Source organism: Curtobacterium sp. MCLR17_042, assembly GCF_003234695.1.
Lineage (GTDB): Bacteria > Actinomycetota > Actinomycetes > Actinomycetales > Microbacteriaceae > Curtobacterium > Curtobacterium flaccumfaciens.
In genome coordinates this window covers 52980-78901 of sequence record NZ_QKTD01000004.1, presented here as the reverse complement: position 1 = coordinate 78901, position 25922 = coordinate 52980, and the positions used below count along the sequence as shown (strand labels likewise).

The 25922-nt window shown below is 70.8% G+C and carries 25 protein-coding genes and 1 tRNA gene; 11 read left to right on the top strand and 15 right to left on the bottom strand.

Features of this window, described 5'->3' with window-relative positions; genetic code table 11:
• Positions 1-81: 81 nt before the first annotated feature.
• Together DEJ02_RS06105 and DEJ02_RS06100 are read right to left on the bottom strand one after the other, a co-directional pair.
• Positions 82-870 carry a DUF3027 domain-containing protein gene (locus DEJ02_RS06105; protein WP_146249227.1) on the bottom strand — a complete coding sequence of 263 codons (789 nt, stop codon included), beginning with the start codon at positions 868-870 and terminating at the stop codon, positions 82-84.
• A 4-nt stretch (positions 871-874) separates the two neighbouring features.
• Positions 875-1252: a cold-shock protein gene (locus DEJ02_RS06100; protein ID WP_017888041.1), complete on the bottom strand. Its 378-nt coding sequence runs from the start codon at positions 1250-1252 to the stop codon at positions 875-877.
• A 55-nt stretch (positions 1253-1307) separates the two neighbouring features.
• On the opposite strand from DEJ02_RS06100, the gene DEJ02_RS06095 reads away from it, so the two are divergent.
• The 5 genes from DEJ02_RS06095 to DEJ02_RS06075 all read left to right on the top strand — a co-directional run bounded on the left by DEJ02_RS06095 (position 1308) and on the right by DEJ02_RS06075 (position 7672).
• On the top strand, positions 1308-1607 hold the full coding sequence (locus tag DEJ02_RS06095) for a hypothetical protein (RefSeq protein WP_128780559.1): 300 nt from the start codon (positions 1308-1310) through the stop codon (positions 1605-1607).
• Between the two features lie 28 nt (positions 1608-1635).
• The gene (locus DEJ02_RS06090; protein ID WP_111032342.1) at positions 1636-3402 is read left to right on the top strand and encodes a helicase-associated domain-containing protein; all 1767 of its coding nucleotides are present in this window, start codon (positions 1636-1638) and stop codon (positions 3400-3402) included.
• Between the two features lie 48 nt (positions 3403-3450).
• Entirely contained in the window at positions 3451-5148 is a 1698-nt protein-coding gene (locus tag DEJ02_RS06085) for a DNA repair helicase XPB (RefSeq protein WP_111032341.1), read from the top strand.
• 51 nt (positions 5149-5199) lie between these two features.
• Positions 5200-5895, top strand: coding sequence for a response regulator transcription factor (locus DEJ02_RS06080; RefSeq protein WP_017888045.1), 696 nt, complete (start codon positions 5200-5202; stop codon positions 5893-5895).
• Positions 5896-5974: 79 nt separating this feature from the next.
• Positions 5975-7672, top strand: a complete 1698-nt coding sequence (locus DEJ02_RS06075; RefSeq protein WP_110863081.1) for a cell wall metabolism sensor histidine kinase WalK — start codon at positions 5975-5977, stop codon at positions 7670-7672.
• 199 nt (positions 7673-7871) lie between these two features.
• Here the strand turns inward: DEJ02_RS06075 and DEJ02_RS06070 are convergent, their stop codons facing one another.
• The 7 genes from DEJ02_RS06070 to DEJ02_RS06040 all read right to left on the bottom strand — a co-directional run bounded on the left by DEJ02_RS06070 (position 7872) and on the right by DEJ02_RS06040 (position 13853).
• A complete protein-coding gene (locus DEJ02_RS06070; protein ID WP_111032340.1) occupies positions 7872-8768 on the bottom strand; it encodes a hypothetical protein in 897 nt (298 codons plus the stop codon).
• 317 nt (positions 8769-9085) lie between these two features.
• Entirely contained in the window at positions 9086-10708 is a 1623-nt protein-coding gene (groL, locus tag DEJ02_RS06065) for a chaperonin GroEL (protein ID WP_071404070.1), read from the bottom strand.
• A 257-nt stretch (positions 10709-10965) separates the two neighbouring features.
• Positions 10966-11169 carry a cold-shock protein gene (locus DEJ02_RS06060; RefSeq protein ID WP_017888049.1) on the bottom strand — a complete coding sequence of 68 codons (204 nt, stop codon included), beginning with the start codon at positions 11167-11169 and terminating at the stop codon, positions 10966-10968.
• Positions 11170-11362: 193 nt separating this feature from the next.
• A complete protein-coding gene (locus tag DEJ02_RS06055; RefSeq protein WP_111032339.1) occupies positions 11363-11974 on the bottom strand; it encodes a LytR C-terminal domain-containing protein in 612 nt (203 codons plus the stop codon).
• The gene (locus tag DEJ02_RS06050; protein WP_258378672.1) at positions 11971-12282 is read right to left on the bottom strand and encodes a DUF3263 domain-containing protein; all 312 of its coding nucleotides are present in this window, start codon (positions 12280-12282) and stop codon (positions 11971-11973) included. Before DEJ02_RS06050 ends, DEJ02_RS06055 begins: the two co-directional genes overlap by 4 nt.
• A 96-nt stretch (positions 12283-12378) precedes the next feature.
• Complete coding sequence (locus DEJ02_RS06045; protein WP_111032337.1) at positions 12379-13380, bottom strand: DUF2332 family protein; 1002 nt, start codon at positions 13378-13380, stop codon at positions 12379-12381.
• Positions 13380-13853: a GNAT family N-acetyltransferase gene (locus DEJ02_RS06040; protein ID WP_111032336.1), complete on the bottom strand. Its 474-nt coding sequence runs from the start codon at positions 13851-13853 to the stop codon at positions 13380-13382. Before DEJ02_RS06040 ends, DEJ02_RS06045 begins: the two co-directional genes overlap by 1 nt.
• A 65-nt stretch (positions 13854-13918) precedes the next feature.
• On the opposite strand from DEJ02_RS06040, the gene msrB reads away from it, so the two are divergent.
• Both msrB and DEJ02_RS06030 read left to right on the top strand, forming a co-directional pair.
• The gene (msrB, locus tag DEJ02_RS06035; protein ID WP_027466599.1) at positions 13919-14326 is read left to right on the top strand and encodes a peptide-methionine (R)-S-oxide reductase MsrB; all 408 of its coding nucleotides are present in this window, start codon (positions 13919-13921) and stop codon (positions 14324-14326) included.
• Between the two features lie 37 nt (positions 14327-14363).
• Positions 14364-14439 (top strand) — tRNA-Thr (locus DEJ02_RS06030).
• A 201-nt stretch (positions 14440-14640) separates the two neighbouring features.
• On the opposite strand, the gene DEJ02_RS06025 is transcribed toward DEJ02_RS06030, so the two are convergent.
• Together DEJ02_RS06025 and DEJ02_RS06020 are read right to left on the bottom strand one after the other, a co-directional pair.
• Complete coding sequence (locus DEJ02_RS06025) at positions 14641-15672, bottom strand: aldo/keto reductase (protein WP_111032335.1); 1032 nt, start codon at positions 15670-15672, stop codon at positions 14641-14643.
• Positions 15673-15725: 53 nt separating this feature from the next.
• The gene (locus DEJ02_RS06020; protein WP_111032334.1) at positions 15726-16511 is read right to left on the bottom strand and encodes an alpha/beta fold hydrolase; all 786 of its coding nucleotides are present in this window, start codon (positions 16509-16511) and stop codon (positions 15726-15728) included.
• Between the two features lie 34 nt (positions 16512-16545).
• On the opposite strand from DEJ02_RS06020, the gene DEJ02_RS06015 reads away from it, so the two are divergent.
• A complete protein-coding gene (locus tag DEJ02_RS06015) occupies positions 16546-17313 on the top strand; it encodes an NAD(P)H-hydrate epimerase (RefSeq protein WP_111032333.1) in 768 nt (255 codons plus the stop codon).
• Between the two features lie 28 nt (positions 17314-17341).
• On the opposite strand, the gene DEJ02_RS06010 is transcribed toward DEJ02_RS06015, so the two are convergent.
• The gene (locus tag DEJ02_RS06010; protein ID WP_111024146.1) at positions 17342-18484 is read right to left on the bottom strand and encodes a glycerol dehydrogenase; all 1143 of its coding nucleotides are present in this window, start codon (positions 18482-18484) and stop codon (positions 17342-17344) included.
• 114 nt (positions 18485-18598) lie between these two features.
• On the opposite strand from DEJ02_RS06010, the gene DEJ02_RS06005 reads away from it, so the two are divergent.
• The gene (locus DEJ02_RS06005; RefSeq protein ID WP_111032332.1) at positions 18599-19492 is read left to right on the top strand and encodes a neutral zinc metallopeptidase; all 894 of its coding nucleotides are present in this window, start codon (positions 18599-18601) and stop codon (positions 19490-19492) included.
• 85 nt (positions 19493-19577) lie between these two features.
• Here the strand turns inward: DEJ02_RS06005 and DEJ02_RS06000 are convergent, their stop codons facing one another.
• Positions 19578-20510 carry a thioredoxin domain-containing protein gene (locus DEJ02_RS06000; protein ID WP_110863113.1) on the bottom strand — a complete coding sequence of 311 codons (933 nt, stop codon included), beginning with the start codon at positions 20508-20510 and terminating at the stop codon, positions 19578-19580.
• Between the two features lie 243 nt (positions 20511-20753).
• On the opposite strand from DEJ02_RS06000, the gene DEJ02_RS05995 reads away from it, so the two are divergent.
• The gene (locus DEJ02_RS05995; protein ID WP_071244017.1) at positions 20754-21854 is read left to right on the top strand and encodes an ABC transporter ATP-binding protein; all 1101 of its coding nucleotides are present in this window, start codon (positions 20754-20756) and stop codon (positions 21852-21854) included.
• A gap of 84 nt (positions 21855-21938) precedes the next feature.
• Positions 21939-23255, top strand: coding sequence for a DUF4032 domain-containing protein (locus DEJ02_RS05990; protein WP_111032331.1), 1317 nt, complete (start codon positions 21939-21941; stop codon positions 23253-23255).
• A 190-nt stretch (positions 23256-23445) separates the two neighbouring features.
• Here DEJ02_RS05990 and rlmB read toward each other — a convergent pair whose 3' ends face one another.
• Positions 23446-24456 carry a 23S rRNA (guanosine(2251)-2'-O)-methyltransferase RlmB gene (rlmB, locus tag DEJ02_RS05985; protein WP_027466607.1) on the bottom strand — a complete coding sequence of 337 codons (1011 nt, stop codon included), beginning with the start codon at positions 24454-24456 and terminating at the stop codon, positions 23446-23448.
• 28 nt (positions 24457-24484) lie between these two features.
• Positions 24485-25894, bottom strand: coding sequence for a cysteine--tRNA ligase (cysS, locus tag DEJ02_RS05980; protein ID WP_111032330.1), 1410 nt, complete (start codon positions 25892-25894; stop codon positions 24485-24487).
• Positions 25895-25922: the final 28 nt, after the last annotated feature.

Sequence of the window (25922 nt, the reverse complement as noted above, 5' to 3'; positions counted from 1 at the left end):
GTCGGGGACACCCGCCGGAACGAGGACGGGCCCGGCACCACCGGATCGGTGGTGCCGGGCCCGTTCGTCGGTCCGGGTGGGTCAGGCGCGGTGGAAGCCCGGGTCGGCCTCGCCGGCGTCGAGCTGGTCGACGTCGAGATCGGCGTCGGGCTCGAACGGCTGCACGCGGCGGGCACGGCGGCGACGGGGCGGCTGCGGGGCCTGGACCTCGGCGGTCGAGGCGGCGGCGGTGTTGCTGTCGGTGTCGCTCACATCGGCGAGCGCATCGACGTCCACGCCTTCGATGTCGTCGTCGTCCGACTCGTCGAGGTCGTCCTCGTCGGCGTCGAACTCGTCGTCATCGTCGTCGTCCGACTCGTCGTCGTCCTCGTCGTCATCCGAGTCGTCGTAGTCGTCGTCCTCGTCCGAGTCCTCGTCGTCGTCCGACTCGTCGTCGTCTTCGTCGTCGTCCTCATCCGACTCGTCGTCGTAGTCCTCGTCGTCCGAGTCCTCGTCCGACGCGTCCTCGCCCTCGTGCTCCTGCGCGGCCCGGTACTCGGCCAGTCGCTCGGACCACGGCACCCACTCGGGCGCGACGAGCGAGCCGTCCCCGGGCATCAGCTCGACCTCGAGCACGGTCGGTTCCTCGTCGCCGATCTTCGCAACGCTGACGGTCCAGCGCCACCCGGGGTACCCGGGCAGGCGGTTGGCGAACAGGACGGACACGACGCCGTCCCCTTCGTCCACGGTGCCGACGGGTGCGCCGACGGTCGACTCGGGGGTGACCTCGAGCAACGCCTCGCGCGCCAGGGCGGTGTAGTCGATGGGCGCTGCGTCGATGGACGCTGCGTCGGGAGCCGTCTCGGCCCCTGCTCTCTCGGACTCGGTCATGGGGTCACGCCTCCAACTGGTCTGCGACGTGCCGCAGGATGGCGGCGATGCGATCGCCGTTCTTCGGGTAGCGGCCGTGGCGGAGGTCTCCGCTGATCCGGTCGAGTTCCTTCACCAGGTCCTCGACGATCACGGCCATGTCGTCCGCGGAGCGACGGGTCATCCGCGACAGCGACGGCTGGGGCTCGAGCAGCCGCACGGACAACGCCTGCGACCCCTTCTTGCCCTGGACGACGCCGTACTCGAGCCGCGTGCCGGCCTTGACGGTCACGACGCCGTCGGGCAGCGAGGACGCGTGCAGGAACACCTGGTCGCCGTCGTCTCCGGTGATGAAGCCGAAGCCCTTGTCGTCGTCGTAGAACTTGACCTTGCCGGTGGGCATGCGTGGACTCCTCGAGGTCGTGGTACGGCCGTGGTGCGTCGGATATCCTGGGTCGATGGCCAAGCCGACCCGATCAACCGGGAACCCGCAGGACTCCGCAGAACCCCCGGTGACGTTCAATCGTACCGAACGCGCTCTGGCGTTCATGATCGGTGGGATCATCATCCTCGGCCTGCTCTGCTTCGTCGCGATGATCATCATGTGGCTCACCGCGCCCAGCGCCCAGGGTGCGATGCCGTGGCCGGTGGTCATGGCGATCCCGCTCTACGGCTTCCCGATCGCCATGGTGCTGGTCTTCACGCTCCTCGGCATCACCTGGACACGTCGCGCACGAGCGAACCGGACGGCTCGCTGACGTCCGCCCCGGACGCTGGCACCGGACGATGACGACCACCGCCGACCTCGCCGCCCGACTCCGGGCGATGCCGGACGATGCGCTCGAGCGCCTCGTTGCGGCGAGGCGACTCCCCACCGCTGCACTCGCCGAGACCGGCCCGCAGCGCATCACCGACTTCTTCGACCTCGCCGAGGCACTCCGCAGCGACGACGCCGTGGACGCCGCCGTCGAGCACCTGCCGCGCGCCACGATCCTGGCGCTGCGTGACGGCGGCGCCGTCGACGCGCTCGGCCCCGCGATCGAGCTCGGCCTCGCCGACGAGGACGGCGCAGTCGACGACGCGGTCGCCGCTCGCGTGGCCGCCCACCCCGACCTCACCTCGCTCGACGAGCAGCCTGGAGGCCCGGAGCAGGTCCGCCCCGCTGCTCCCGCCCTCGACGCCGCGGCACTCGAGCGTGCGCGCACCACGGGTGCGGAGCAGGCGTTCGCGACGATGACCGTGCTCGCCGAACTGCTGCGGGCGGTCGACGCCGGCGCGGTCCGCGAACTCGTCAAGGGCGGGATCGGCATGCCGCTCGCCCGCACCCTGGCCGAACGCATCGGCACCGATGCCGAGCTCGTCGCCGGTCGCCTGGCGCTGCTCGACGGCATCGGGTTCGCCGACCCCGACACCGGACGCTGGATCGTCACCGACCCCGGGCACGCGTGGTTGCTCGCCGGCTGGCCGGAGCGCTGGGTGTCGCTGGTGGCCGCGTGGTCGGACACGCTCCCGCCCGCCGTGCACCAGGTGCTCGAGCTGGCCGACGGGGACCTGCGCGACCTCGTGCCGCTCGGGCGCTGGGCGTACCCGGCGGGCTCCCGCTGGCTCGATGCCCTGCTGCTCGACGTCGCCGGCACCGCGGCGTCGCTCGGCCTGGCCGTCGACGGCATCGTGACGAGCACCGGCCGGGCACTCCTCGACGGCGACGCCGACCAGGCCTCCGACGACCTGCCGGGCACCGTCGAGCGGGTCTACCTGCAGCACGACCTCACCGTCATCGCACCGGGGCCGCTCGCGCCGGTGGACGACGACGCCCTGCGCACCGTCGCCGTGCTCGAGGCACCGGGCCTCGCGGCGCGCTACCGCATCTCCGAGGACACCCTGCGCGCGGCGTTCCGGGCCGGACACTCCCGCGACGACCTGCTGTCCCTGCTCGGACGGCTGTCGGCCACCGGGATCCCGCAGCCCCTCGCCTACCTGATCGACCAGGTGGCCGGACGCGACGGCAGCATCGTCGTCGACCGGGGGCCGGGCGGCGTCGGGACCGAGGTCCGCGGCACCGCCGACCAGCTCGACCTCGTCGGGGTGGACGCCGAGCTCCGGCAGCTCGCGTGGGAGCGGCCCGACCTGACGACGCTGACCACGCGCTACCCGCCGCACGTCGTGCACACCGCGCTCGAGGACCAGCGCTACCCGGCCGTCCTGACGACCGCAGCCCGCCCCGAGGCGCACCACGGGCCTCCCGGCCGGCGCAGCCCCACCGGACGCTCGCCGGAGCAGTCGGCGCACGCACTCGTCGAACGGCTCCGCCTGACGACGCAGCGCGGCGACGCGGAGCCGGAGCAGGAGTGGCTCGGTCGGCAGATCGACCTGGCCGTGCGCGGACGCACGCCGATCCGTGTGACCGTCCGGATGCCGGACGGCTCGGAGCGGCCGTTCTCGATCGTGCCGACCTCGGTCGCGGCCGGACGCGTCCGCGGGCGGGACACGGCCGTCGACGTCGAGCGGACCCTGCCGCTGTCGCTCGTCGTGTCGGTCGAGAGCGACGCCTGAGCCGCGCGGTCACCCGCACGCAGGTGCCGACGGCTAGGCTGGCAGGTCATGAACGGACCGCTGATCGTGCAGAGCGACCGCACCGTGCTCCTCGAGGTCGCGCACCCCGACGCCGAGGACGCACGCCACGAGCTCGCGGCCTTCGCCGAGCTCGAACGCGCTCCCGAGCACGTGCACACCTACCGGATCACCCGCCTCGGACTCTGGAACGCGCGCGCCGCGGGCCACGACGCCGAGGCGATGATCGACACCCTGGAACGCTTCGCGAAGTTCCCCGTGCCGCAGAGCGTCACGGTCGACATCCGCGACACGGTCTCGCGCTACGGACGACTCGTGATCCGTCGCGAGGAACGACCCGACGCGCCCGTGATCGCGAACTCCCCCACCGAGGAACTCGAGCAGCTGCCGCTCCTGCTCCTCACCGCCGAGGACCCGTCGGTGCTGGCCGAGGTCATCCGGTCGAAGCGCATCAAGCCGCTGCTCGGCGACATGCGGTCCTCGACCGAGGTCGAGCTGCAGCCGTGGGCGCGGGGACAGATCAAGCAGGAGCTCGTGAAGCTCGGCTGGCCGGCGGAGGACCTGGCGGGCTACACCCCGGGCCAGCCGCACCCGATCGACCTGGACACCGCCGAGTGGCACATGCGGCCGTACCAGGAGCAGGCGGTCGACACGTTCTTCGCCCAGGGCTCCGGCGTCGTCGTGCTGCCCTGTGGCGCGGGCAAGACGCTCGTCGGCGCCGGTGCGATGGCGACCGTCAAGGCGACCACGCTCATCCTCGTGACGAACACCGTCTCCGCGCGGCAGTGGCGCACCGAGCTCCTCAAGCGCACGACCCTGACGCCGGAGGACATCGGCGAGTACTCGGGCAGCGTCAAGGAGATCCGGCCGGTCACGATCGCGACCTACCAGATCCTCACCGCCCGCCGGAAGGGCGAGTACACGCACCTGTCGCTCCTCGACGCCCTCGACTGGGGCCTCATCGTCTACGACGAGGTGCACCTGCTGCCGGCGCCGGTGTTCAAGCTGACCGCCGACCTGCAGGCCCGCCGACGCCTGGGCCTCACCGCGACGCTCGTGCGCGAGGACGGCCGCGAGGGCGACGTCTTCTCGCTCATCGGGCCGAAGCGGTACGACGCCCCGTGGAAGGAGATCGAGGCGCAGGGCTACATCTCACCGGCCTCCTGCTACGAGGTCCGCATCGACCTGCCGCACCAGGACCGCCTGGAGTACGCAGCGTCGAGCGACGACGAGCGCTACCGGCTCGCCGCGACGTCCCCGGCCAAGACCCCCGTGGTGCGGGAACTCATCGAGAAGCATCGCGGTGAGCAGATCCTGGTGATCGGGCAGTACATCGACCAGCTCGACGAACTGGCTGCGTCGCTCGACGCCGCGGAGATCACGGGGGTGACCCCGGTCGACGAACGGGAGCGGCTGTACGACGCGTTCCGGTCCGGCGAGGTCGACGTGCTCGTCGTCTCGAAGGTCGCGAACTTCTCGATCGACCTGCCCGATGCGACCGTCGCCATCCAGGTCTCCGGCTCGTTCGGGTCGCGGCAGGAAGAGGCACAGCGGCTCGGCCGGCTCCTCCGCCCGAACAAGGACGGCCTGCCCGCGTCGTTCTACACGCTCGTGGCCCGGGACACCGTCGACCAGGACTTCGCGCAGAACCGGCAGCGGTTCCTGGCGGAGCAGGGCTACTCGTACACGATCCTCGACGCCGACCAGGTCCAGACGCCCGTGGGCTGACGCACGAACCGCTCTCAGGAAACCCCGAGGGAACAGTCAGAAGATAAGACCATGAGCGATGGCCCCAAGATCCTGATCGTCGACGACGAGCCGAACATCCGCGACCTCCTGACGACCTCGTTGCGCTTCGCCGGCTTCGCCGTGCGTGCGGTGGGCAACGGAGCACAGGCGATCTCCGCCGTGCTGGAAGAAGAGCCGGACCTCATCATCCTCGACGTGATGCTGCCCGACATGAACGGCTTCGGCGTGACCAAGCGCCTGCGTTCCTCGGGCTACACGTCGCCGATCCTGTTCCTCACAGCGAAGGACGACACCGAGGACAAGATCACCGGCCTCACCGTCGGCGGCGACGACTACGTCACCAAGCCGTTCTCGCTCGACGAGATCGTCGCCCGCATCAAGGCCATCCTCCGTCGCACCATGAACGACGAGGAAGACGCGATCATCCGCGCCGGCGAGCTCACGATGGACCAGGACACGCACGAGGTCACGATCGGCGACGCGCAGATCGAGCTCTCGCCCACCGAGTTCAAGCTGCTCCGCTACCTGATGCTCAACCCGAACCGCGTGCTGTCGAAGGCGCAGATCCTCGACCACGTGTGGGAGTACGACTTCAACGGTGACGCGGGCATCGTCGAGAGCTACATCTCGTACCTGCGCCGCAAGCTCGACCAGTACTCCGCCGAGCCGATCATCCAGACCAAGCGCGGCTTCGGCTACATGCTGAAGGCGTCCAAGGCTTCGTAGGAGCAGGAGTCCCACGGGGCTCGACTTCACGGCGGTCGTCCGGTTTCACCGGGCGGCCGCTGTCTATCGTTGGGGCAGCATGCACACGCGAATGAACCACTGGTGGGACGGGATCTCCCTGCGCACCAAGATCACCGGGATCACGGTGCTGCTCGTCGCGCTCGGATTGCTCGTCGCCGGACTCGGCACGATGACAGTGCTGTCCACCTACCTCATGCAGCAGCTCGACAACACGGTCAAGCAGACGACCGAGCAGCTCGAGGGCCAGAACATCAGCGACGGCGAGCAGTACTGCAAGCTGTCCGTCGTCGTCTCGCAGAGCGCCTACGTCGCCGCGTACGACGCCGACGGTGACCGGATCTGCCAGACGAAGGCGTCGAGTCGACCCGACGTCCGTGAAGCCACCCTGGTCGAGGCCTCGCAGGCGAACCAGCGCATCTCGCTCTACGACAGCCAGCACAACCACGAGTGGCGTGCGCAGATCATCCCGGCATCGCTGCAGAACCAGTCCGACGGCACCACCGAGACCGGCTACGTGCTCATCGCGGTCTCCAGCGCCGGCACCGACGAGACGATCGGCAAGTTCACCGCGATCTTCCTCGGGTTCGGTGCCTCGGTCATCCTGCTCGGCGCCATGCTCACCCGGCTGCTCGTCACCGCGACCTTCGACCCGCTGCGCGACGTCGAGGACACCGCGGCCCGGTTCGCCGCGGGTGACTTCAACCAGCGCCTCGAGGCCGACACCCCGAACACCGAGGTCGGCCGCCTCAACCGCTCCCTCAACGTCATGCTCGAGCGGATCGACTCCGCGTTCGAGGACCGCGAGCGCACCATCGCCCAGATGCGCCGGTTCGTCGGCGACGCCTCGCACGAACTCCGCACGCCGCTGGTGTCCCTGCGCGGGTACGCCGAGCTGTACCGGATGGGTGCCCTGCGCAAGGAAGAGGACGTCGCCCAGGCGATGGAGCGAATCGAGAAGGAAGCGCAGCGGATGGGCCTGCTCGTGCAGGACCTGCTGCAGCTCGCCCGCATCGACGAGTCGAAGCCCCTCGAGCTCGGCCCGGTCGACCTCGTCGCCATCGCCCGCGACTCGGCGCTCGACACGATGGCCTCCAACCCCGACCGCGAGATCCAGGTCCTCGTCGAGGACTCCCTGACCGGCGAGAGCGTGCCCCAGGCCGTCCGTCCGTCGGCGTCGTCGTCGTCCATCGGCTCTCCGGACTCCGGCGAAGCACCGCCCGTGTCGCCCACCTCGGCGAACACCACCGGGCCGATCGCGTTCTCGCGCCAGACCATCGCGCGCCTGCGGGCGCGTCGCACCCGCGCTATGAACATCGACGCCGGTGCTGCCCCGACGGATGAGACCACCCCGCTGCCCACGGTCGTGCTGCCGAAGCGTCCGCCGATCGTCCTGGCGGAGGAGAACAAGATCCGCCAGATCGTCACGAACCTGATGGGCAACGCCATGCGGTTCACGGCGAACGACGACCCGATCGAGATCGGCATCGGCGTGGACGACGAGCGCGGCATGGCACACCTCGACGTGATCGACCACGGTGAGGGCATCCCGCCGCAGCTGCGCGAGAAGATCTTCCAGCGCTTCTGGCGTGCGGACACCTCGCGCGCCCGGGACACCGGCGGCTCGGGCCTCGGGCTCGCCATCGTGTCCGGGATCGTCGCGGCCCACCACGGCTCGGTCGAGGTCTTCGACACCGAGGGCGGCGGCGCCACCTTCCGCGTCTGGCTCCCCCTGCTCCCCCGCGACTTCGCCGCCTGACCCGCGCGCGCCGCTGCTCGGCCGTGCCGCGGCATCCCGGGCGTCCCGGGCGGTCACAACACCCCGTCCGACGCCGCCGAGTGGTCACGATCTGTCGTCTGCGCGCCCGCTGACCGACAGTTCGTGACCGGCCGGCGCAGGGCCGACGACACGTTCTGACCGCCCGGGGACGAGATCTTCCGCGTGGCGATCACGGCCGTCACGCGGACCGCCGACGACTTCCGACCGCTCGGACCTCGAACGCCTGGCGGAGTCGCTCGAACAACACCGCGGGTCGGTGTGCGTCCGATGCCGTCGCGTGGATCACGAGCCAGTCGTTCACCACGAACCCGTTGTCCCGTCGTTGATCGTGTCGGAAGGTGTCGCGCTCCCGGTGGTGATCGCCGTCGTACTCCAACGCGATGCCGAACTCCGGCCACGCCATGTCGACGCGTCCGAGGAACCGCCCCGCACCGTCGTGCACGTCGACGTTCAGCTCCGGCTCGGGGAACCCCGCTTCGACCACGGCCAGACGGAGCCAGGTCTCCTGCGGCGACTCCGCCCCGGCCCGGACGAGGTCCAACGCGCGCCGAGCAGCGAGCGCGAAGCGTGTGCCGGGGCGGATCGACACACGGAGGTCGTCCGCCGTCGCCAGCCCGGCTGGTCCGACGAGGTGGTCCCCGATCGCGACCAGCGCGTCACGTTCGAGCACGGCGGCGCACTCGAACCACATCTGCGCCGGGACACTGACGAGGAACCCGCGGTGTTCGACCGTCCTCGGCCGGTCAAGGCGGTGCGCGACCACGCCGGGCCGACGCATCCGGCACCCGTCCCTCGCGGTCGAGACGTGCACCGGCCCAACCGAGCGCACCGACTGCGGCAGTGGCGCACCCCAGATCGCGGCGGCGGTCGTGTGGCTGAAGAACTGATCGGGACGCATGACCAGGGCGACGGCGTCGATGAAGTCGACCGAGTCGATCGGGGCACGGACGCCGTGGACCGGGGCTGCCAGGTCGGTGCGTCGGAGTCGTTCCGGATCGATGCCGTGCCCCACCGCATCGGCCACGCGGAAGGTGGATCGGTCGAACGGCGCAGGGAGGCGACGGGCAGCTGGCATGCCGTCATGGTCGTTGCGGGGCACGCGAGCCGGCCACGCGCACTCGCAACCTGTGGAGAACGAGGTGAGCCGAGCCTCCTGTGCGGGAGAGACGACCCCGGGCACGCGCAAGCCGCACGCACGAGCCGGCCACGACTCCCCGCTCCTGCGCCGCCGGACGGTCACGAAGTGTCGACGGGAACGGGCCCAACCGACGGTTCGTGACCGCTCGGCGAACCTGAGCGGGGTGTTGTGACCTCCCGGCCCCGCACCGCCCCGACCGCACACGCAGAAGGGCCCCACACGCGCAGCGTGCGGGGCCCTTCCGTCAGGCGGACTTAGAAGTCCATGCCACCCGTCGGGTCGCCAGCCGGAGCAGCAGGGGTGCGCTCGGGCTTCTCGGCGACGACGGCCTCGGTGGTCAGGAACAGACCGGCGATCGACGCAGCGTTCTGCAGCGCCGAACGCGTGACCTTGGCGGGGTCGATGATGCCGGCGGCGATCAGGTCGACGTACTCGCCGGTCGCGGCGTTGAGGCCCCAACCCGACTCGAGCTCGCGGACCTTGGCGGCGACGACGCCCGGCTCGAGACCGGCGTTCAGCGCGATCTGCTTGAGCGGCGCGTCGATGGCCACGCGGACGATGTTCGCACCGGTCGCCTCGTCGCCCTCGAGCTCGAGGGCCTCGAGTGCGACGGCACCAGCCTGGATGAGGGCGACGCCACCACCGGCGACGATGCCCTCTTCGACGGCAGCCTTCGCGTTGCGGACGGCGTCCTCGATGCGGTGCTTGCGCTCCTTGAGCTCGACCTCGGTCGCGGCACCCGCCTTGATGACGGCGACGCCACCGGCGAGCTTCGCGAGGCGCTCCTGGAGCTTCTCGCGGTCGTAGTCGGAGTCGGTCGCCTCGATCTCGGCACGGATCTGGCGGACACGGCCGGCGATCTGCTCGGCGTCGCCGGCACCCTCGACGATCGTGGTCTCGTCCTTGGTGATGACGACCTTGCGGGCACGACCGAGCAGGTCGAGCGTCGCGTTCTCGAGCTTGAGGCCGACCTCTTCCGAGATGACCTGGCCACCGGTCAGGATCGCGATGTCCTGCAGCATGGCCTTGCGGCGGTCGCCGAAGCCCGGGGCCTTGACGGCGACGGACTTGAAGATGCCACGGATCTTGTTCACGACGAGCGTGGCCAGGGCCTCGCCGTCGACGTCCTCGGCGATGATCAGGAGCTGCTTGCCCGCCTGGATCACCTTGTCGACGACCGGCAGGAGGTCCTTGATGTTCGAGATCTTCGAGTTGACGATCAGGATGTAGGCGTCCTCGAAGACGGCTTCCTGACGCTCGGGGTCGGTGACGAAGTACTGCGACAGGTAGCCCTTGTCGAAGCGCATGCCCTCGGTGAGCTCGAGCTCGGTGCCGAAGGTGTTCGACTCCTCGACGGTGACGACGCCTTCCTTGCCGACCTTGTCGATGGCCTCGGCGATGAGCGCGCCGATGGTCGGGTCAGCGGCCGAGATCGACGCGGTCGCGGCGATCTGGTCCTTGGTCTCGATGTCCTTCGCGTTGGCGAGGAGCTGGTCGGAGACGGCGGCGACGGCCTTCTCGATGCCGCGCTTGAGCGACACGGGGTCGGCACCGGCGGCGACGTTGCGGAGGCCTTCGCGGACGAGCGCCTGGGCGAGGACGGTCGCGGTGGTCGTTCCGTCACCGGCGACGTCGTCGGTCTTCTTGGCGACCTCCTTGACGAGCTCCGCACCGATCTTCTCGTACGGGTCGTCGAGCTCGATCTCCTTGGCGATGGAGACACCGTCGTTCGTGATCGTGGGGGCGCCCCACTTCTTCTCGAGGACGACGTTGCGGCCGCGCGGGCCGAGCGTCACCTTCACGGCGTCGGCCAGCTGGTTCAGGCCGCGCTCGAGGCCACGGCGGGCCTCCTCGTCGAAAGCAATGATCTTAGCCATGTGGTTTTTCGTCCCTCCCGGACGTCGTCTTGGGGGTCGTGCTGGCACTCAGCGTGAGCGAGTGCCAACGCCGATTCTGGCACTCGCCGGGTGTGAGTGCAACACAGTCGGGAGGCTCGTGACGACTTCCCAGGACACGTCGCGTCCGGTGGACCCCGCACCACCGCCGCGGTCGCGCTCCCCGCGCCGGTCACCGTCCCGGCACACGACGAACGCGCCGCCCCTGACGGGACGGCGCGTTCTGGAAGTGGTGCTGCTCAGGCGGGGCGGACGGACTCTGCCTGCGGGCCCTTCGACCCGGTGCCGACGTCGAACACGACGGCCTGGCCCTCCTCGAGGACCTTGTAACCCGACATGTCGATGGCCGAGTAGTGCACGAACACGTCCTGGCCCCCTCCATCCACGGTGATGAAGCCGAAGCCCTTTTCAGCGTTGAACCACTTCACGGTTCCGTTGGCCATGATCTCTTGCTCCCTGGTACTGCAGTGCGGAACGACGTGATCGTCGTCTGCATGGGACTCTGACCGAACCCGTCCGATCAGGCAAGAGGTGTGACGTTGTTTCACGTCGATTCCGTCAGAAATCAACGTGCCCGAAACACGGCCGTCACACAATGCGCGGAAAACGCGGCGCGACGACCCGCAGAACGACCGATCAGCCGGCGTAGTCGGCGCCGAGGACGACGCTCACGTCGGCGTTCGGGAACGCCGCCGACTGCTGCACAGCGGTGACGCCGAGCTGCTTCGCGATGCCCTGCGCGACCGCTGCCTGCGACGCCTGCTGGTAGTAGACGATCGTCGACGTGGACCCCGTCGTGCCGGCGTCACCGGTGGAGGCCACCTGCCAGCCGGCGCCGGTCAGCGCCGCACTCGCACGGCTGGCGAGGCCCGTGGTGGTCGTGCCGTTCAGGACGACGACGGTGGTGGTGCCCTGCTGCGCCGGCGTCGCGGCCGCAGCACTGCCCGACCCCGATCCAGCCGAGCCGGAACCGGCGGACGAGGACGCGGACGGCTTGGACGTCGCCGAGGGCTTCGCGGTGGCGGACGCCGACGTGGAGGCCGAGGGGGAATCCGAGCTGTTGAAGGAGTAGCTGCCGTTCAGCAGCGCGAGGACGAGCACCCCGACGCCGACGAGCACACCGGTGGCGAGCGCCGCCCAGGCGAAGGCGATCCAGCCACGGCCGCGACGCTGGGCACCGCGGTGCGCACCGACCCGCGGGCCGTCGGCGACGTCGTCGAACCGGTCTCGGGGGAATCTCGTGCTCATCGTTCCTCTTCACGTCCTTCGGGAGCGGCACCGGGCGCGACGAAGCTGCGCGTCGCCCGGGCGCTGGTGCGCGCGTGACGGAGCCGCTGCAGCCGGCTGACGAGCTGCGGGTCGTACGCGAGTGCCGCGGGCGAGTCGATCACGCGGTTCAGCACCTGGTAGTAGCGCGCCGCCGACATCTCGAACTCGACCCGGATCTCCGCTTCCTTCGTGCGGTCGTGCCGTGCCCGGTCCTGCTCGAACGTCAGCACGTGCTGGGCGAGCTCGCTGAGCTGCTCACTGCTGCGTTCGTCGGTGGGGCTGGTCACTGCGGTTCCGATCACGGTCGGGTAACGGGTCTCGCACATCGTAGGGGTGGAGTCGATCCGGACCCTGGCACGGCGCTGGACTGTCGCGAACACCGGTCACAGGTTCGGCGCGCGGAACCAGCGCACACGTGTCCCGAACGGGTCCGAGACGGCCACCGCGTCCCCGTCGAGCGAGACCGTCGCGAACGCGTCCGGGTCGGCCGCGTCGACGTCGTCGGGCAGCGTCGCCGCCACCCCGCGCAGGATCCCGGTGCGTTCGAGGGCGATCCAGTGCACGCCGCGCGCACGGATCCGGTCGACGAACCGCTGCCGGTCCGCGCCCGGCACGTAGACCAGCGTCCCGGTGGTCAGGACGACCGGTTCGACGTCGTCCGGCAGGGCGTCCAGTGCACGGTCGAGGTCGCCGGGCAGCGCGCCCCGGATCCGGACGGGAGGCACGGTGAGCGTCGCGGACGCCGCCGCCCGCATCAGGGCGGTCCGGTCCGACGCCTCGGGCGGGACGGCCTCGACCAGCCGGTCGAACGCACCGGGGACCGACAGGTCGATCGGGTTCGGGTCGAGGGCCACCCGGGCGCCGACCCTGATCGGGACGGTCGCGGGAGTGGGGACGGCCCCGGTTGCGTCCGCGACGAGCCGGACCGAGGGCTCGGCGACCGCCGTGTGCATCCGGAGGACCGCGGCCCCGGAACCGACGCGGTAGTCCAGGGTCACCCGGTCCGGGATCGAGCACAGCCCGGCGGCGGCCCCGGCGTCGACCAGGCCGAGCGGACGGGCGGACCGTTCGGCGAGCGCCGCGAACAGCGGGACGACCGGGGCGAGCCGCTGCGGGTCGTTGGCCTGCACCGTGGCGGAGGCGAGGGCCGCGACCAGCGCGGGGCGGGCCTCCAGGCCGAGCGCGCGCAGCGCACCCGGGTGCGACGGGTCCGCGCCCAGCCGTCGCGCGACCGCGAAGAACAGTTCCGGCTGCCGCTGCTGCTCGGGGACCTCGGCGAGGAGCGCGACGAGGGAGCCGTCGAGCGACCGTGCCCAGGCCGCGTACGACGGCGAGACCGCCTGGATGCGGTCGGCGTACGCGTCGTACCGGGCGCGGGTGTCCATCAGCGTCCGGGTCGGTGCATGCCGACGTGGCGGATGCCGGCCTCGTCGTACGGCTCCCCGAACCGCACGAAGCCGTACCGCTCGTACAGGGCTGCGACGTACTCCTGGGCATGGAGGACGAACGGGTCGTGTCCGTGTTCGTCGAGGACGGCGGCGACGAGCCGGCCGGCGATCCCCTGTCCACGATGCCCGGGGTCGGTCGCGACCCGGCCGATCACCCACGCCGGCGGCGCCGCGCCGTCGGGGTGGACCTCGTCGGCCGCCGGGCGGATGAGCCGCAGGTACCCAACCGCATCGGTGTCCGTGCCGAACCACCAGTGCTCGGTGTCGGGCTCGCGGTCACGGCCGTCGAAGTCCTCGGCGGTGACCCGCTGCTCGAGCGCGAACACGCGGTTGCGCAGGACGACGATGCCGTACAGTTCGTCCGTCGTCAGACGGGTCCAGCGGGCGTGGTGCACGGAATGCTCGGACATCGTGGCGAGTTTAGTGAAGTGGTCGGGAGTGCCCGGAAGAGCCCGGCCGGAAGCAGGAGGAACCAATGGCATACAACGTCGACAAGTCCGACGCCCAGTGGCGCGAGGAGCTCTCCCCGGACCAGTACGCCGTCCTCCGCCAGGCGGGGACCGAACGACCGTGGACCGGTGAACTCCTCGACGAGGAGCGCGCCGGCGTCTACACCTGTGCGGCCTGCAACGCGGAGCTGTTCAAGAGCGGCACGAAGTTCGACTCCGGCTGCGGCTGGCCGTCGTTCTACGAGTCGGTGAACCCGGACGCCGTGCAGCTCATCGAGGACAACTCCCTCGGCATGGCCCGCACCGAGGTCCGTTGTGCGAACTGCGGTTCGCACCTGGGCCACGTGTTCCCGGACGGGTTCGGCACCCCCACGGGTGACCGGTACTGCATGAACTCGATCTCGCTGAACTTCTCGGAGAAGTCGGGCGAGTGAGCCCCGGACGCCCTCACCGGTAAGATGAGCGGCGTCAGCCGGCATGGCGCAATTGGTAGCGCACCGTACTTGTAATACGGGGGTTGCGGGTTCAAGTCCCGCTGCCGGCCCCAGACGAAGCGATGCCCCGGGCGAAGTCTCGCCCGGGGCATCGGCACACGGAACGCGGATCAGGGGGCGTTCCGGGCGCTGGACGCGGTAACCAGCCGGTCGTGCGACGAGGATGACACCTCACCGACCCGCGCGTCCACACCCTGACCCCACATCCGCGGAAATCCGCACGATGTGCACGAACGCGCCGGGGTCCTGTCCGGTCAGCGCCCGCCGGTGATCTTCCGCTCCCGCTGCGCGACGCCGGCGGTGCCGTAGGGGTAGTCGTCGATGCGGGGAGCGCTGGCGTCGGTCAGCCGGGCGAGCTCGTCGTCGGTGAGCACCAGGTCGGCGGCACCGAGGTTGTCCTCGAGCTGCGACAGGGTGCGGACGCCGAGGATCACGCTCGTGACCGCGGGCCGGGCCAGCAGCCAGGCCAGTGCGACCTGCGACTTCGACGCGTCGTGGGCGTCGGCCACCTCGGAGACGGCGTCGAGCACCTCCCACGTGCGCTCGTCACCGTTGCGGGCCTCCCACGCCTCCATGCCACGCTGCGGGTTCTCACCCAGGCGGGTGGCGCCGGACGGGGCCTCGTCGCGCTGGTACTTGCCGGAGAGCCAACCGCCGGCCAGGGGCGACCAGGGCAGCAGGCCGATGCCGGCGTCGAGGCAGGCGGGCACGACCTCGTGCTCGATGTCGCGGACGAGCAGGTTGTACTGCGGCTGCAGGGTGACGGGCGGTGCCCAGCCGTGGGCCTTCGCCTCGTAGACGGCCTTGGTGACCTGGTAACCGAGGTAGTTCGAGAACCCGTAGGAACCGATCTTGCCGGCGGACACGGCGTCGTCGAGGAACCGCAGGGTCTCGTCGATGGGGGTCAGGGCGTCCCACGCGTGCATCTGGTACAGGTCGATGTGGTCGACGCCGAGCCGCTCGAGCGAGGCGTCGAGGGCCACGCGCAGGTGTCGTCGGGACAGGCCGAGGTCGTTCGGGCCGTCGCCCTGCGGGAACCGGCCCTTGGTGGCGAGGACGACCTGCGCGGCCTCGGTGGGGTGTGCTGCGAGCCAGCGGCCGATGATCCGCTCGGACTCGTTGCCGGAGTAGACGTCCGCCGTGTCGACGAGCGTGCCACCGGCGGCCACGAAGGCGTCGAGGATGGCGTGTGAGGTGGGTTCGTCGGCTTCGCTGCCGAACGTCATGGTGCCGAGGGTCAGCGTCGACACCGATGTCCCGCTGTTGCCGAGGAGTCTGTAGTCCATGGCGGGGACGGTACGCCCGGTGCCGGCCGACCGAGGGGACCCACGAGTACCCCTCAGCGCGGGGCGGACAGGAACCGCAGTGCCGCTTCGCGGAACGGCCGCGAGGTCGGGGCGTTGAAGTGGTTGCGCCCGGGGATCTCGAAGAAGGTGGCGTCCGGTGCGGCTTCGGCGAGCCGGACCGCGCTGTCGCGGATGCCGTCCTCGCTGCCGGCGGCGATCAGGAGCGGCTGCGCCGGGGCGTTCTCCGGGGTCGGCTCGATGCTGTTCCGCATCCCCTCGACCATGGCCACGAGCGCGCCGAGGTCGTTGCCCTCGACGTTGCCCGCCATCGTCAGGTAGCCGTTGGTGACGCGGTCTTCGATCGGGGTGCCGTCGGCGATGTACGCCTTCGCCTGGTCGACGCGGACGCGACGCATCGGGTCGGCGTCCGGGATCCCGCCGAACACCGCACGTGAGATCCGGCCGGGCAGCCGTTCGGCGGTGTGCCAGCCGACCCGTGCGCCGAGCGAGTACCCGAGGTACGCGACGTCGTCGAGCAGGTACGTGTCGATGACCGTGGTGACGTCGGCGACGAGCAGGTCCATCGAGTAGGCACCCGGGTCGTGCGGCTTCGCGCTCGCGCCGTGCCCGCGCTGGTCGAGTGCCACGACCCGGTAGCCGGCACGGACCAGGTGCCGCGTCCAGCCCGAGGCGTGCCAGTTGAGCACCGCACCGGAGGCGAAGCCGTGCACCGCGATCACGGCCGGGGCGTCGGGGTCGCCGAAGTCGTAGGTCGCGAGTCGCAGCCCGTCGGGCGACATCACGAACCGGGGGCGGGGCGCTTCGGGGACGAGTGACATGTCCTCTCAAGCGTATCGGGGCAGTGTGGTGGCCATGGACGGCTACGGCGGCGATCAGATCCGGGCGGCGGAACGCCCCCACCTCGACGCGGGGGAACCCCTGATGCAGCGGGCCGCCGACGGGCTCGCGCGCATCGTCGGCGAGCTGCTGGACGACCCGGCCGTGCGGCCGGTCGACGGACCGGGGTCCGTCCTCGTGCTCGCAGGCAGCGGCGACAACGGTGGCGACGCCCTGTTCGCGGGTGCTCGCCTGGCAGCGGCCGGGAGGCACGTGGCGGTCCTGCGCGTCGGCTCCCGTGTCCACGAGGCCGGCCTGGCAGCGGCGCTGGACGCCGGCGCGCGTCTGCTGGACGGCCCGTCCGGCGCCTCGGGACCGAACGCGGGCGGAGCGGCGGACATCCTGCGAGCCGCCGGCCGGAGCGACGGCGAACGCCTGGCGGACGTCGCGACCGAGGCGGCGCTCGAGGCCGACCTGGTGCTCGACGGCATCCTCGGCATCGGGGTGCACGGCGCGAACGCACTGCGGTCCCCCGCGCGGGAGGTCGTGGACGCCATCCGTGAGCTCGCCCGCGACCAGCGTGCGCCGTTCGTGGTCGCGGTGGACGTGCCGAGCGGCATCGACGTGGACACCGGCGGCGTCGCGGACGACCACGTCCTGCACGCCGACGTCACCGTCACCTTCGGCGGTGTGAAGGCCGGCCTGTTGACCGGACCCGCCGCCACCCTCGCCGGCCGGATCGAACTCGTCGACGTCGGGATCGGTGCGGATCTGGCGACGATGGAGCCGCTGATCCGCACCTGACCCCTCGCCCGTCAGTGCTGCTCGAACGTCAGTGGTGCTCGTACAGCACGGGCTCCGGCAGACCGTGTTCGGCGCGGATGCTGCGTGCGATGCCCTCGATGGCGACCAGGGCGTCGACCACGAGTTCGGGCGTGACCGGGAACGGCATGTTGTGGATGGTCTCGCCCTCCACCGTCGCGGCCTCGGCCACGGCGCGCAGCACGTCACGGTCGTCCACCGTCAGGCCGATCTCGGTCAGGGTGTTCGGCAGGCCGACCTTCGTGGTGAAGACGACGAAGTCCTCGATCTCCTCGGCCGGGGCGCCCTCGAGCACGAGCTGCGCGATCGTGCCGATGTTCACCTTCTGCCCGTGTGCCAGGCCGTGCGCCTGCGGGGCCGCGGTCAGTCCGTTGTGGATCGCGTGGGCGGCGGCGAGCCCGCCGGACTCGAAGCCCAGGCCGGACAGCAGCGTGTTCGCCTCGACGACCTTCTCGAGCGCCGGGGTGACGACCTTGGCCTTGACGGCCTCGATGGCCTGCAGGGCGTTCTCGTGCAGGAGCTTCCACGACAGTTCGGCGAGCGCGACGCCGGTCTGGGTCTGCAGGCCGCCGGCCATGGTGTCGGCGTTGGCGCGCTTCGCGGCACGGGCCTCGACCCAGGTCGCCAGCGCGTCGCCGATGCCCGCGACCAGGAACTGCACCGGCGCGTTGGCGACGAGCCGGGTGTCGATGAGCACCAGGTCCGGGTTGTGCGGGAAGAAGCGGTACTCGATGAACTCGCCCTCGGCGGTGTAGATGACGGCGAGCGCCGAGGTCGGGGCGTCGGTGGACGCAGCCGTCGGCACGCTGGCCCACCGGATGCCGGCGAGGTGCCCAGCGGCCTTCGCGGCGTCGATGGCGGAGCCGCCGCCGAGCCCCACGATGACGTCGGCGTCCGTCGCGCGGATCTGCTCGACGAGCTCGTCGACGGCTTCTGGGGTGGCGAAGCGGCCGAACCCGACACGCTCCACGGCCAGGTCGGCGGACCGGAAGCTCTCGGAGACGGCGGTCTCGACGATGCCCCAGACCACGTCGTCGGCGACGATCAGGGGCCGCTTGCCGATCGGGGCGATGAACTCGCCGACGCGGGTGATCGCGTCCTTGCCCTGGACGTAGCGGGCGGGGCTCATCACGGTGCTGATGGGAGTGGCCATTGTGCGGTTCCTTCCGGTTGTCCGACAGGTGTACGACAGGTGTCGGGGTGGCCGACGCCGCCGACGGTACGCGGGGCCGCTGATCGGGAGGTGCTGATCGGTAGGTTCGGGATCATGACGTTCAACGACGACTCGCAACTCCGGGGCGGCAAGGTCAAGCGGCGGGGTCGCACCACGGCGATCGGCGGAGGTGCCGTGGGCGTCGGCGCCATCGTGGTGTTCCTGATCGCGCAGTTCACCGGCTTCGACCTGAGCGGGATCGTCGGCGGCGGCAACGGCCTGACGACGATCCAGCAGGGGGGCGAGTCCGTCGACGCCGCACCCGAGTGCCGGACCGGGCGCGACGCCAACCTGCGCGTCGAGTGCCGGATGGAGGGCGCGGCCGAGTCGCTTGACGCCTACTGGACGTCCGAGGCGCGGTCGCTCGGTGTCTCGTACACGGCACCGGAGTTCTTCCTGTTCCAGGACTCCACCGACACCTCGTGCGGGCAGGCATCGGCCGCGACCGGCCCGTTCTACTGCCCACCGGACCGTGCGGTCTTCCTGGACACCGCGTTCTACGACGACCTGCAGTCGCAGTACGGCTCGTCCGGCGGTCCGCTCGCGCAGATGTACGTCGTCGCGCACGAGTGGGCGCACCACATCCAGCAGCTGCAGGGGTCGTTCGCGAACACCGACCGCTCCGGCACAGGGGCGTCGTCGGGCAGTGTCCGCGTCGAGCTGCAGGCGGACTGCTACGCCGGGGCCTGGGTCGGCGACGCCGCCACGACGAAGGACGCGAACGGCGAGACCTTCTTCGAACCGATCACCCGCTCCCAGATCACCGACGCCCTGTCGGCGGCGAGCGCCGTGGGCGACGACAGCATCCAGGAGCGCGCGACCGGCCGCGTCGACCCGGACTCGTTCACGCACGGGTCGAGCGAGCAGCGACAGCGCTGGTTCCTGCGGGGCTACCAGCAGGGCGCGACGAGCTGCGACACCCTGAGCATCCCGGGTTCGGCCCTGTAGCCGCACCGTCGAACCACGGGAGGCCCGGTGCCAGCTGGCACCGGGCCTCCCGTCCGTGGTCAGCGCGTCAGCGCTCGTCCGGCCGTCAGCGCTTGGTCGGCGTGGGCGACGGGGTCGCGCTCGGCGTGGGCGTCGGGGTGGCGTCGGTCGCCCCGGCGGCCGTCACCACGAAGGTGCGGAAGTCGTCGTTCGTGACCGGCGAGGTCAGCTCGTAGCGCTGCCCGTTCACGAGCACGAGCGGCGTGCCGGGGAACTCCTTCAGCGTCGACCCGGGGATCGTGCCGTCGGACACCGCCGTCGTCTGCTCGTCCACCCACTTGGCGTAGTCCTGGTCGGCGATGCAGCTCCGGACGGCGCTGCGTTCCTGCAGCCCCTGCACGCCCGTGACGACGTCGGTGAGCTCCGCGTCGGTCAGACCCGGGGTGCCCTCGTCCGGCTGCTTCGCGAAGAGCGCCTGGTTCACCGCGTAGAACTGGTTCGGGGAGTGCTCGGCGACGCAGGCAGCGGCGTTCGCGGCGCGGAGGGAGTACTTCGTGCCCTGCGAGCGGTTCGACAGGACCGCGACGGGATGGATGTCGACCGTGGCCGCACCGGAGTCGACGAGGTCCTTGATGTAGTCGCCGTTCGCCTGCTCGAACTGGCCGCAGCCCGGGCAGAGGTAGTCGACGTACAGGGTGATCCGGACGGTGCCGGCGCCGTCGGTCGCGGCGCTGCTCGGCGACGCGGAGGCCGATCCGGACGCGGACGCCGCGACGGGCTTCAGACCCTGCCCGATGGTGATGCCGCCCTGCGACATGGTCGACGGGCCGGGGCCCGCGGGCTTCACGGAGTCGACCAGCACGAGCGTGACGATCGTCGCGGCGGCGAGGAGCACGACCCCGAGCCCGATCTGCAGACCGAGCCGGACACCACGCTGGCGTCGCTTCTGCTGGGTCCGGGCACGCTGGGCTCGCTGGCGGGCGGCTTCACGGCGCTCGTTCCGCGCGGCGCGGGCGGCACCCTCGGGGCGGTTGTTCATCGGTGCGTCGTCCTCCTGATCGGTGTCCGCTCGGCGTTCCCCTGCTCGGCGGACGGACCCGGCGATTGTAGTGGGGCGCTCTGGGAAGCCGCCGACCAAGGGGGAAAACACTGGCGCACCCGGGTGAACTCGTGTTGTATGAACCTCGACAGTCGACGGCGACTGTCCGGGGCCCGTACGGGCACACCGCTTCACTCGGATCGTCCGGCACGTACCTGCCGGTGAAGGAAGGACCGAACGCTCATGGCGTCCGTCACCTATGACAAGGCAACCCGTCTCTACCCCGGAGGCAACCGTCCCGCGGTCGACTCCCTCGACCTGGACGTCGCCGACGGCGAGTTCCTCGTCCTCGTCGGCCCCTCGGGCTGCGGCAAGTCCACCTCGCTCCGCATGCTGGCCGGCCTCGAAGAGGTCAACTCCGGTCAGATCCGCATCGGCGACCGCGACGTCACGGACGTCCCGCCGAAGGACCGCGACATCGCGATGGTGTTCCAGAACTACGCGCTGTACCCGCACATGACCGTCGCCGAGAACATGGGCTTCGCGCTCAAGATCGCCGGCGTCGGCAAGGAAGAGCGCGCCACCCGCGTGCAGGAAGCCGCCAAGCTCCTCGACCTCGAGGACTACCTGGGCCGCAAGCCGAAGGCGCTCTCCGGTGGTCAGCGTCAGCGCGTCGCGATGGGCCGTGCGATCGTCCGTCAGCCGCAGGTGTTCCTCATGGACGAGCCGCTGTCGAACCTCGACGCCAAGCTCCGCGTCCAGACCCGCACGCAGATCGCGTCGCTGCAGCGTCGTCTCGGCGTCACCACGGTCTACGTCACGCACGACCAGACCGAGGCCCTCACCATGGGTGACCGCATCGCGGTGCTCAAGGACGGCATCCTGCAGCAGGTCGGCACCCCGCGTGACCTGTACGAGAAGCCGAACAACGTGTTCGTCGCCGGCTTCATCGGTTCGCCGGCCATGAACCTGCTGCCCGCCGACGTCATCGAGGGCGGCATCAAGTTCGGCACGCTCAACCACGCGATCGACCGCGACACCCTGTCGAACGCCCGTGCCGCACAGATCACGGTCGGCATCCGCCCCGAGGACGTCATCGTGTCGCAGTCCGGCGAGGGCCTGCCCGTCACGGTCGACGTCGTCGAGGAGCTCGGCGCCGACGGCTACCTCTACGGTCACGCCGACGTGAACGGCCAGCGCGCCGACATCGTCGCCCGTGTCGACGGTCGTGCACACCCGTCGATCGGTGACACGATCGTCATCACGCCGAAGCAGGGTCACGTCCACGCCTTCGACACCGAGTCGGGCGACCGCCTCGACGACAAGGCCGTCGTCAGCGCGTAACCAGCGCACTCCCCCGAGAGCCCGCGCCCGCCTCACAAGGGCGGACGCGGGCTCTCGGCTGTCCCCGACACCAGAGGAACCACCGTGCCCGACTCGATGTCCATCACCGCCGCCACCGTCGACCCCGGCCTGCTCGACCTGCCGTGGGACCTGCCGCTCGCCGACTGGCCCGACGACACGATCGTCGCGCTGCCGAAGGGCATCTCGCGGCACCTCGTGCGGTTCGTGCACCTGAGCGGGTACGTCGCCGCGGTGAAGGAGACCGGCGAAGAGGTCGCCCGGTCCGAGTACGAGATGCTCCGGACCCTGCAGCGGATGGACGTGCCGTGCGTGGACCCCGTCGCGGTCATCACGAACCGCGTCGACGCCGACGGTGAACCACTGCACCCCGTGCTCGTGACCCGCCACCTGCGGTTCTCCCTGCCCTACCGCGCGCTGTACTCGCAGACGCTGCGCCCTGAGACCGCCACCCGTCTGGTCGACGCCCTCGCGCTGCTGCTCGTCCGCCTGCACGTCATCGGCTTCTACTGGGGCGACGTGTCCCTGTCGAACACGCTGTTCCGTCGCGACGCCGGAGCCTTCGCCGCGTACCTGGTCGACGCCGAGACCGGCAAGCTCTACCCCGGCGGGCTGTCGAACGGTCAGCGCGAGAACGACCTCGAGGTCGCCCGCGTGAACATCGCCGGCGAGCTGCTCGACCTCGAGGCCGGCGGACGACTCGACGAGAACGCCGACCCCGTGGACGTCTCGAACCGCATCGTCGCCCAGTACCGGACGCTCTGGACCGAGCTCACCGGCACCGAGCAGTTCGACATCAAGGAACGCTGGCGCATCAACGACCGCGTCGAGCGCCTGAACGAGCTCGGCTTCGACATCGAAGAACTGTCGATCCACACGACCGAGGGCGGCTCGCAGGTCCGGATCCAGCCGAAGGTCGTCGACGCCGGGCACCATCAGCGCCGACTGCTGCGACTCACCGGGCTCGACGCCGGCGAGAACCAGGCCCGGCGCCTGCTCAACGACCTCGACTCGTACCGCGCCCGCAACGGCCGTGACGAACTCGACGAGGAGATGGTGGCGCACGAGTGGGTCTCGCGGGTCTTCGAGCCCGTCGTCCGCTCGATTCCCCGTGACCTGCGCGGCCGACTCGAACCCGCCGAGGTGTTCCACGAGCTGCTCGAGCACCGCTGGTTCATGTCCCAGCAAGAGGAACGTTCCGTCTCCCTGCCCGAGGCCACGACCGCCTACATCAACGACGTGCTCCGACACCGTCGCGACGAGCGCCTGCTCATCAACCCGCCGACCTCGTCGATCACCGTGCCGATCCCGGTGCTGGACGACGACGACGCCGACGGGTCCGACGAGTCCGACGACGTCGACGACTGGCGCGCCACGGTCTGACCGTCTCCGCCGGCCGACGTGTCCTGACCGTTCGGGGGTCGGCAACGCGACCGCCTGGAGGCCCGGCCCGCGTCCCGGAGACCGGCGCCGGCCCTCCAGACCGTCACGCCCAGCCCCACCGGCCACCGTGAGCAGGAATGGTCGCCTCCCGCTCGGGGAGGCGACCATTCCTGCACACGAAGTGCTGGGGCTACGCGGTGCGACGGCGCCGCGCGACCTCCCACAGGGTGACGCTCGCGGCGATGCCGGCGTTCAGGGACTCGGTGGCGCTCGAGATCGGGATCGACACGATGGCGTCGCAGGTCTCGGTGACCAGGCGCGACAGGCCCTTGCCCTCGGAACCGACGACGATCACGATCGGGCGGTCCGCGAGCTCGAGGCCGTCGAGCTCCACGTCACCGTCGCCGTCCAGACCGAGGACGAACAGGCCCATCGACTTGAGCGACTTCAGGGTCTGCGTGAGGTTCGGGGCCATCGCGACGGGCGTGCGGGCCGCGGCACCGGCCGAGGTCTTCCACGCCGACGCCGTCACGCCGACCGAACGACGCTGCGGCACGATGACGCCGTGTCCGCCGAAGGCCGCGGTCGACCGGATGATCGCGCCGAGGTTGCGGGGGTCCGTGATGCCGTCGAGTGCGACGAGCAGCGGGACCTGGTCACGCGAGAAGGCCTGCTCGACGATGTCCTCGGACACGGCGTACTGGTACGCCGGCACCTTCAAGGCGACGCCCTGGTGCACGCTGTCGTGTCCGGTGATGCGGTCGAGCTCGGGACGCATGAGCTCGATGATCGGCACGCCGCGGTGGTTGGCGAGCGCGAGGATCTCCTTCACGCGGTCGTCGACCTCGATGCGCGACGCGATGTAGAGCGTCGACGACGGGGTCTTCGTGCGCAGGGCCTCGAGCACGGAGTTGCGCCCGGTCACCAGCTCGGAGTCGTCGGTCTTGCGTGCCGGCGGACGACCCGTGCGACCCTGCGGGGTGCTCGAGGAACCGTGCCGGCCCTTGGCCGCCTCGAAGCGGTCCTTCGCGGCCTTGCGCTTGCCGGCCGGGTGGTACGGGCGGTCCTCGGCCTTCGGGGTCGGCTTGCGACCCTCGAGCGCCTGGGCGCCCTGTCCGCCGGAGCCGACCTGCTTGTTGCCCTTGCGACCGGTGCGGACGGCGCCGGGCCGACCCTTCTTGCTTCCCGAGACGTTCTTCATGCGTAGCTCCTGTTCGGCACTGCCGTGTTCAGGCGATGCTCCAGCGTGTTCCGGACGGCGTGTCCTCGATCGTGATGCCCGCGGCGGCGAGGTCGTCGCGCACGCGGTCGGCCGCGGTGAAGTCCCGTGCTGCCCTGGCGTCCGCGCGCTCCTGCACGAGGCGTTCGACGAGGGCGGCGAGCGGGCCTGCCGAGGTGTCGTGGCCGCCGCCCGACCAGTGGGCGGCTCGCGGGTCGATGCCGAGCACCTCCACCATCGCAGCCACCTGATGGTACGCGGTCCCGAGCGTTTCCGCATCGTCGGCGTCCAGGGCAGCGTTGCCGGTGCGTACGGTCTCGTGCAGCACGGCCAGGGCCTGGGGCACGGAGAGGTCGTCGTCCATGGCCGCGGCGAAGGCCTCGGGCACGGCCGGGGCGTCGGCGAGGTGGACACCCTCGAGCCGGGTCTCGGCGCGCTCGAGGAACCCGGCGATGCGGTCGTACGCCGCCTCGGCCTCGGTCAGTGAGCCCTCGTGGTGGTCGATCGACGAGCGGTAGTGGGCGGCACCGAGGAAGTAGCGCACGACGGCGGGACGGGCGGATCCGAGGAAGTCCGCCGCGAAGATCGAGTTGCCGAGCGACTTCGACATCTTCTGGCCCTCGACCGTCACCAGGCCATTGTGCAGCCAGTAGGACGCGAACGGGTCCCCGGCGGCCGTGGACTGCGCCAGCTCGTTCTCGTGGTGCGGGAAGCGCAGGTCGAGCCCGCCGCCGTGGATGTCGAACGCGGGGCCGAGGTACCGCCGGGACATCGCCGAGCACTCGATGTGCCAGCCCGGGCGGCCGGCACCCCACGGGGAGTCCCAGTTGGCCGTCGACGGCTCGCCGGGCTTCGCACCCTTCCAGAGCGCGAAGTCACGGGCGTCGCGCTTGCCCCGCGGGTCGGCGTCGGTGGCCTCGACCATGTCCTCGCGCCGCTGCCGGGTGAGCACCCCGTAGTCGGCCCAGCTGCCGGTGTCGAAGTAGACGTCACCCGAGCCGTCGTCGGCGGCGTAGGCGTGCCCGCGGTCGATGAGGCGCTGGATGATCTCGTGCATCTGCGGCACGCTCGCCGTGGCCCGCGGCTCGTAGGTCGGGGGCAGGATGCCGAGGGCGTTGTACGCGGCCGTGAACTCGAGCTCGACCCGGTAGGCGCGGGCGAACCACGCCTCGTCCGTGCCGGCAGCCAGGTCGAGGACCTTGTCGTCGATGTCGGTGACGTTGCGCACCAGGGTCACCCGGTACCCGCGGTGGGTGAGCCACCGACGCCAGATGTCGTAGACGAGCGCGGACCGCAGGTGCCCGATGTGCGGCGACGACTGCACCGTCGGACCACAGACGTAGACGCTCACGTGTCCGTCGACCAGGGGCACGAGGTCGACGACGGCTGCGGCGCGGGAGTCGTAGAGGCGAACGGTCACGCCTCAACCCTAATCGGCGCAGGGCCGC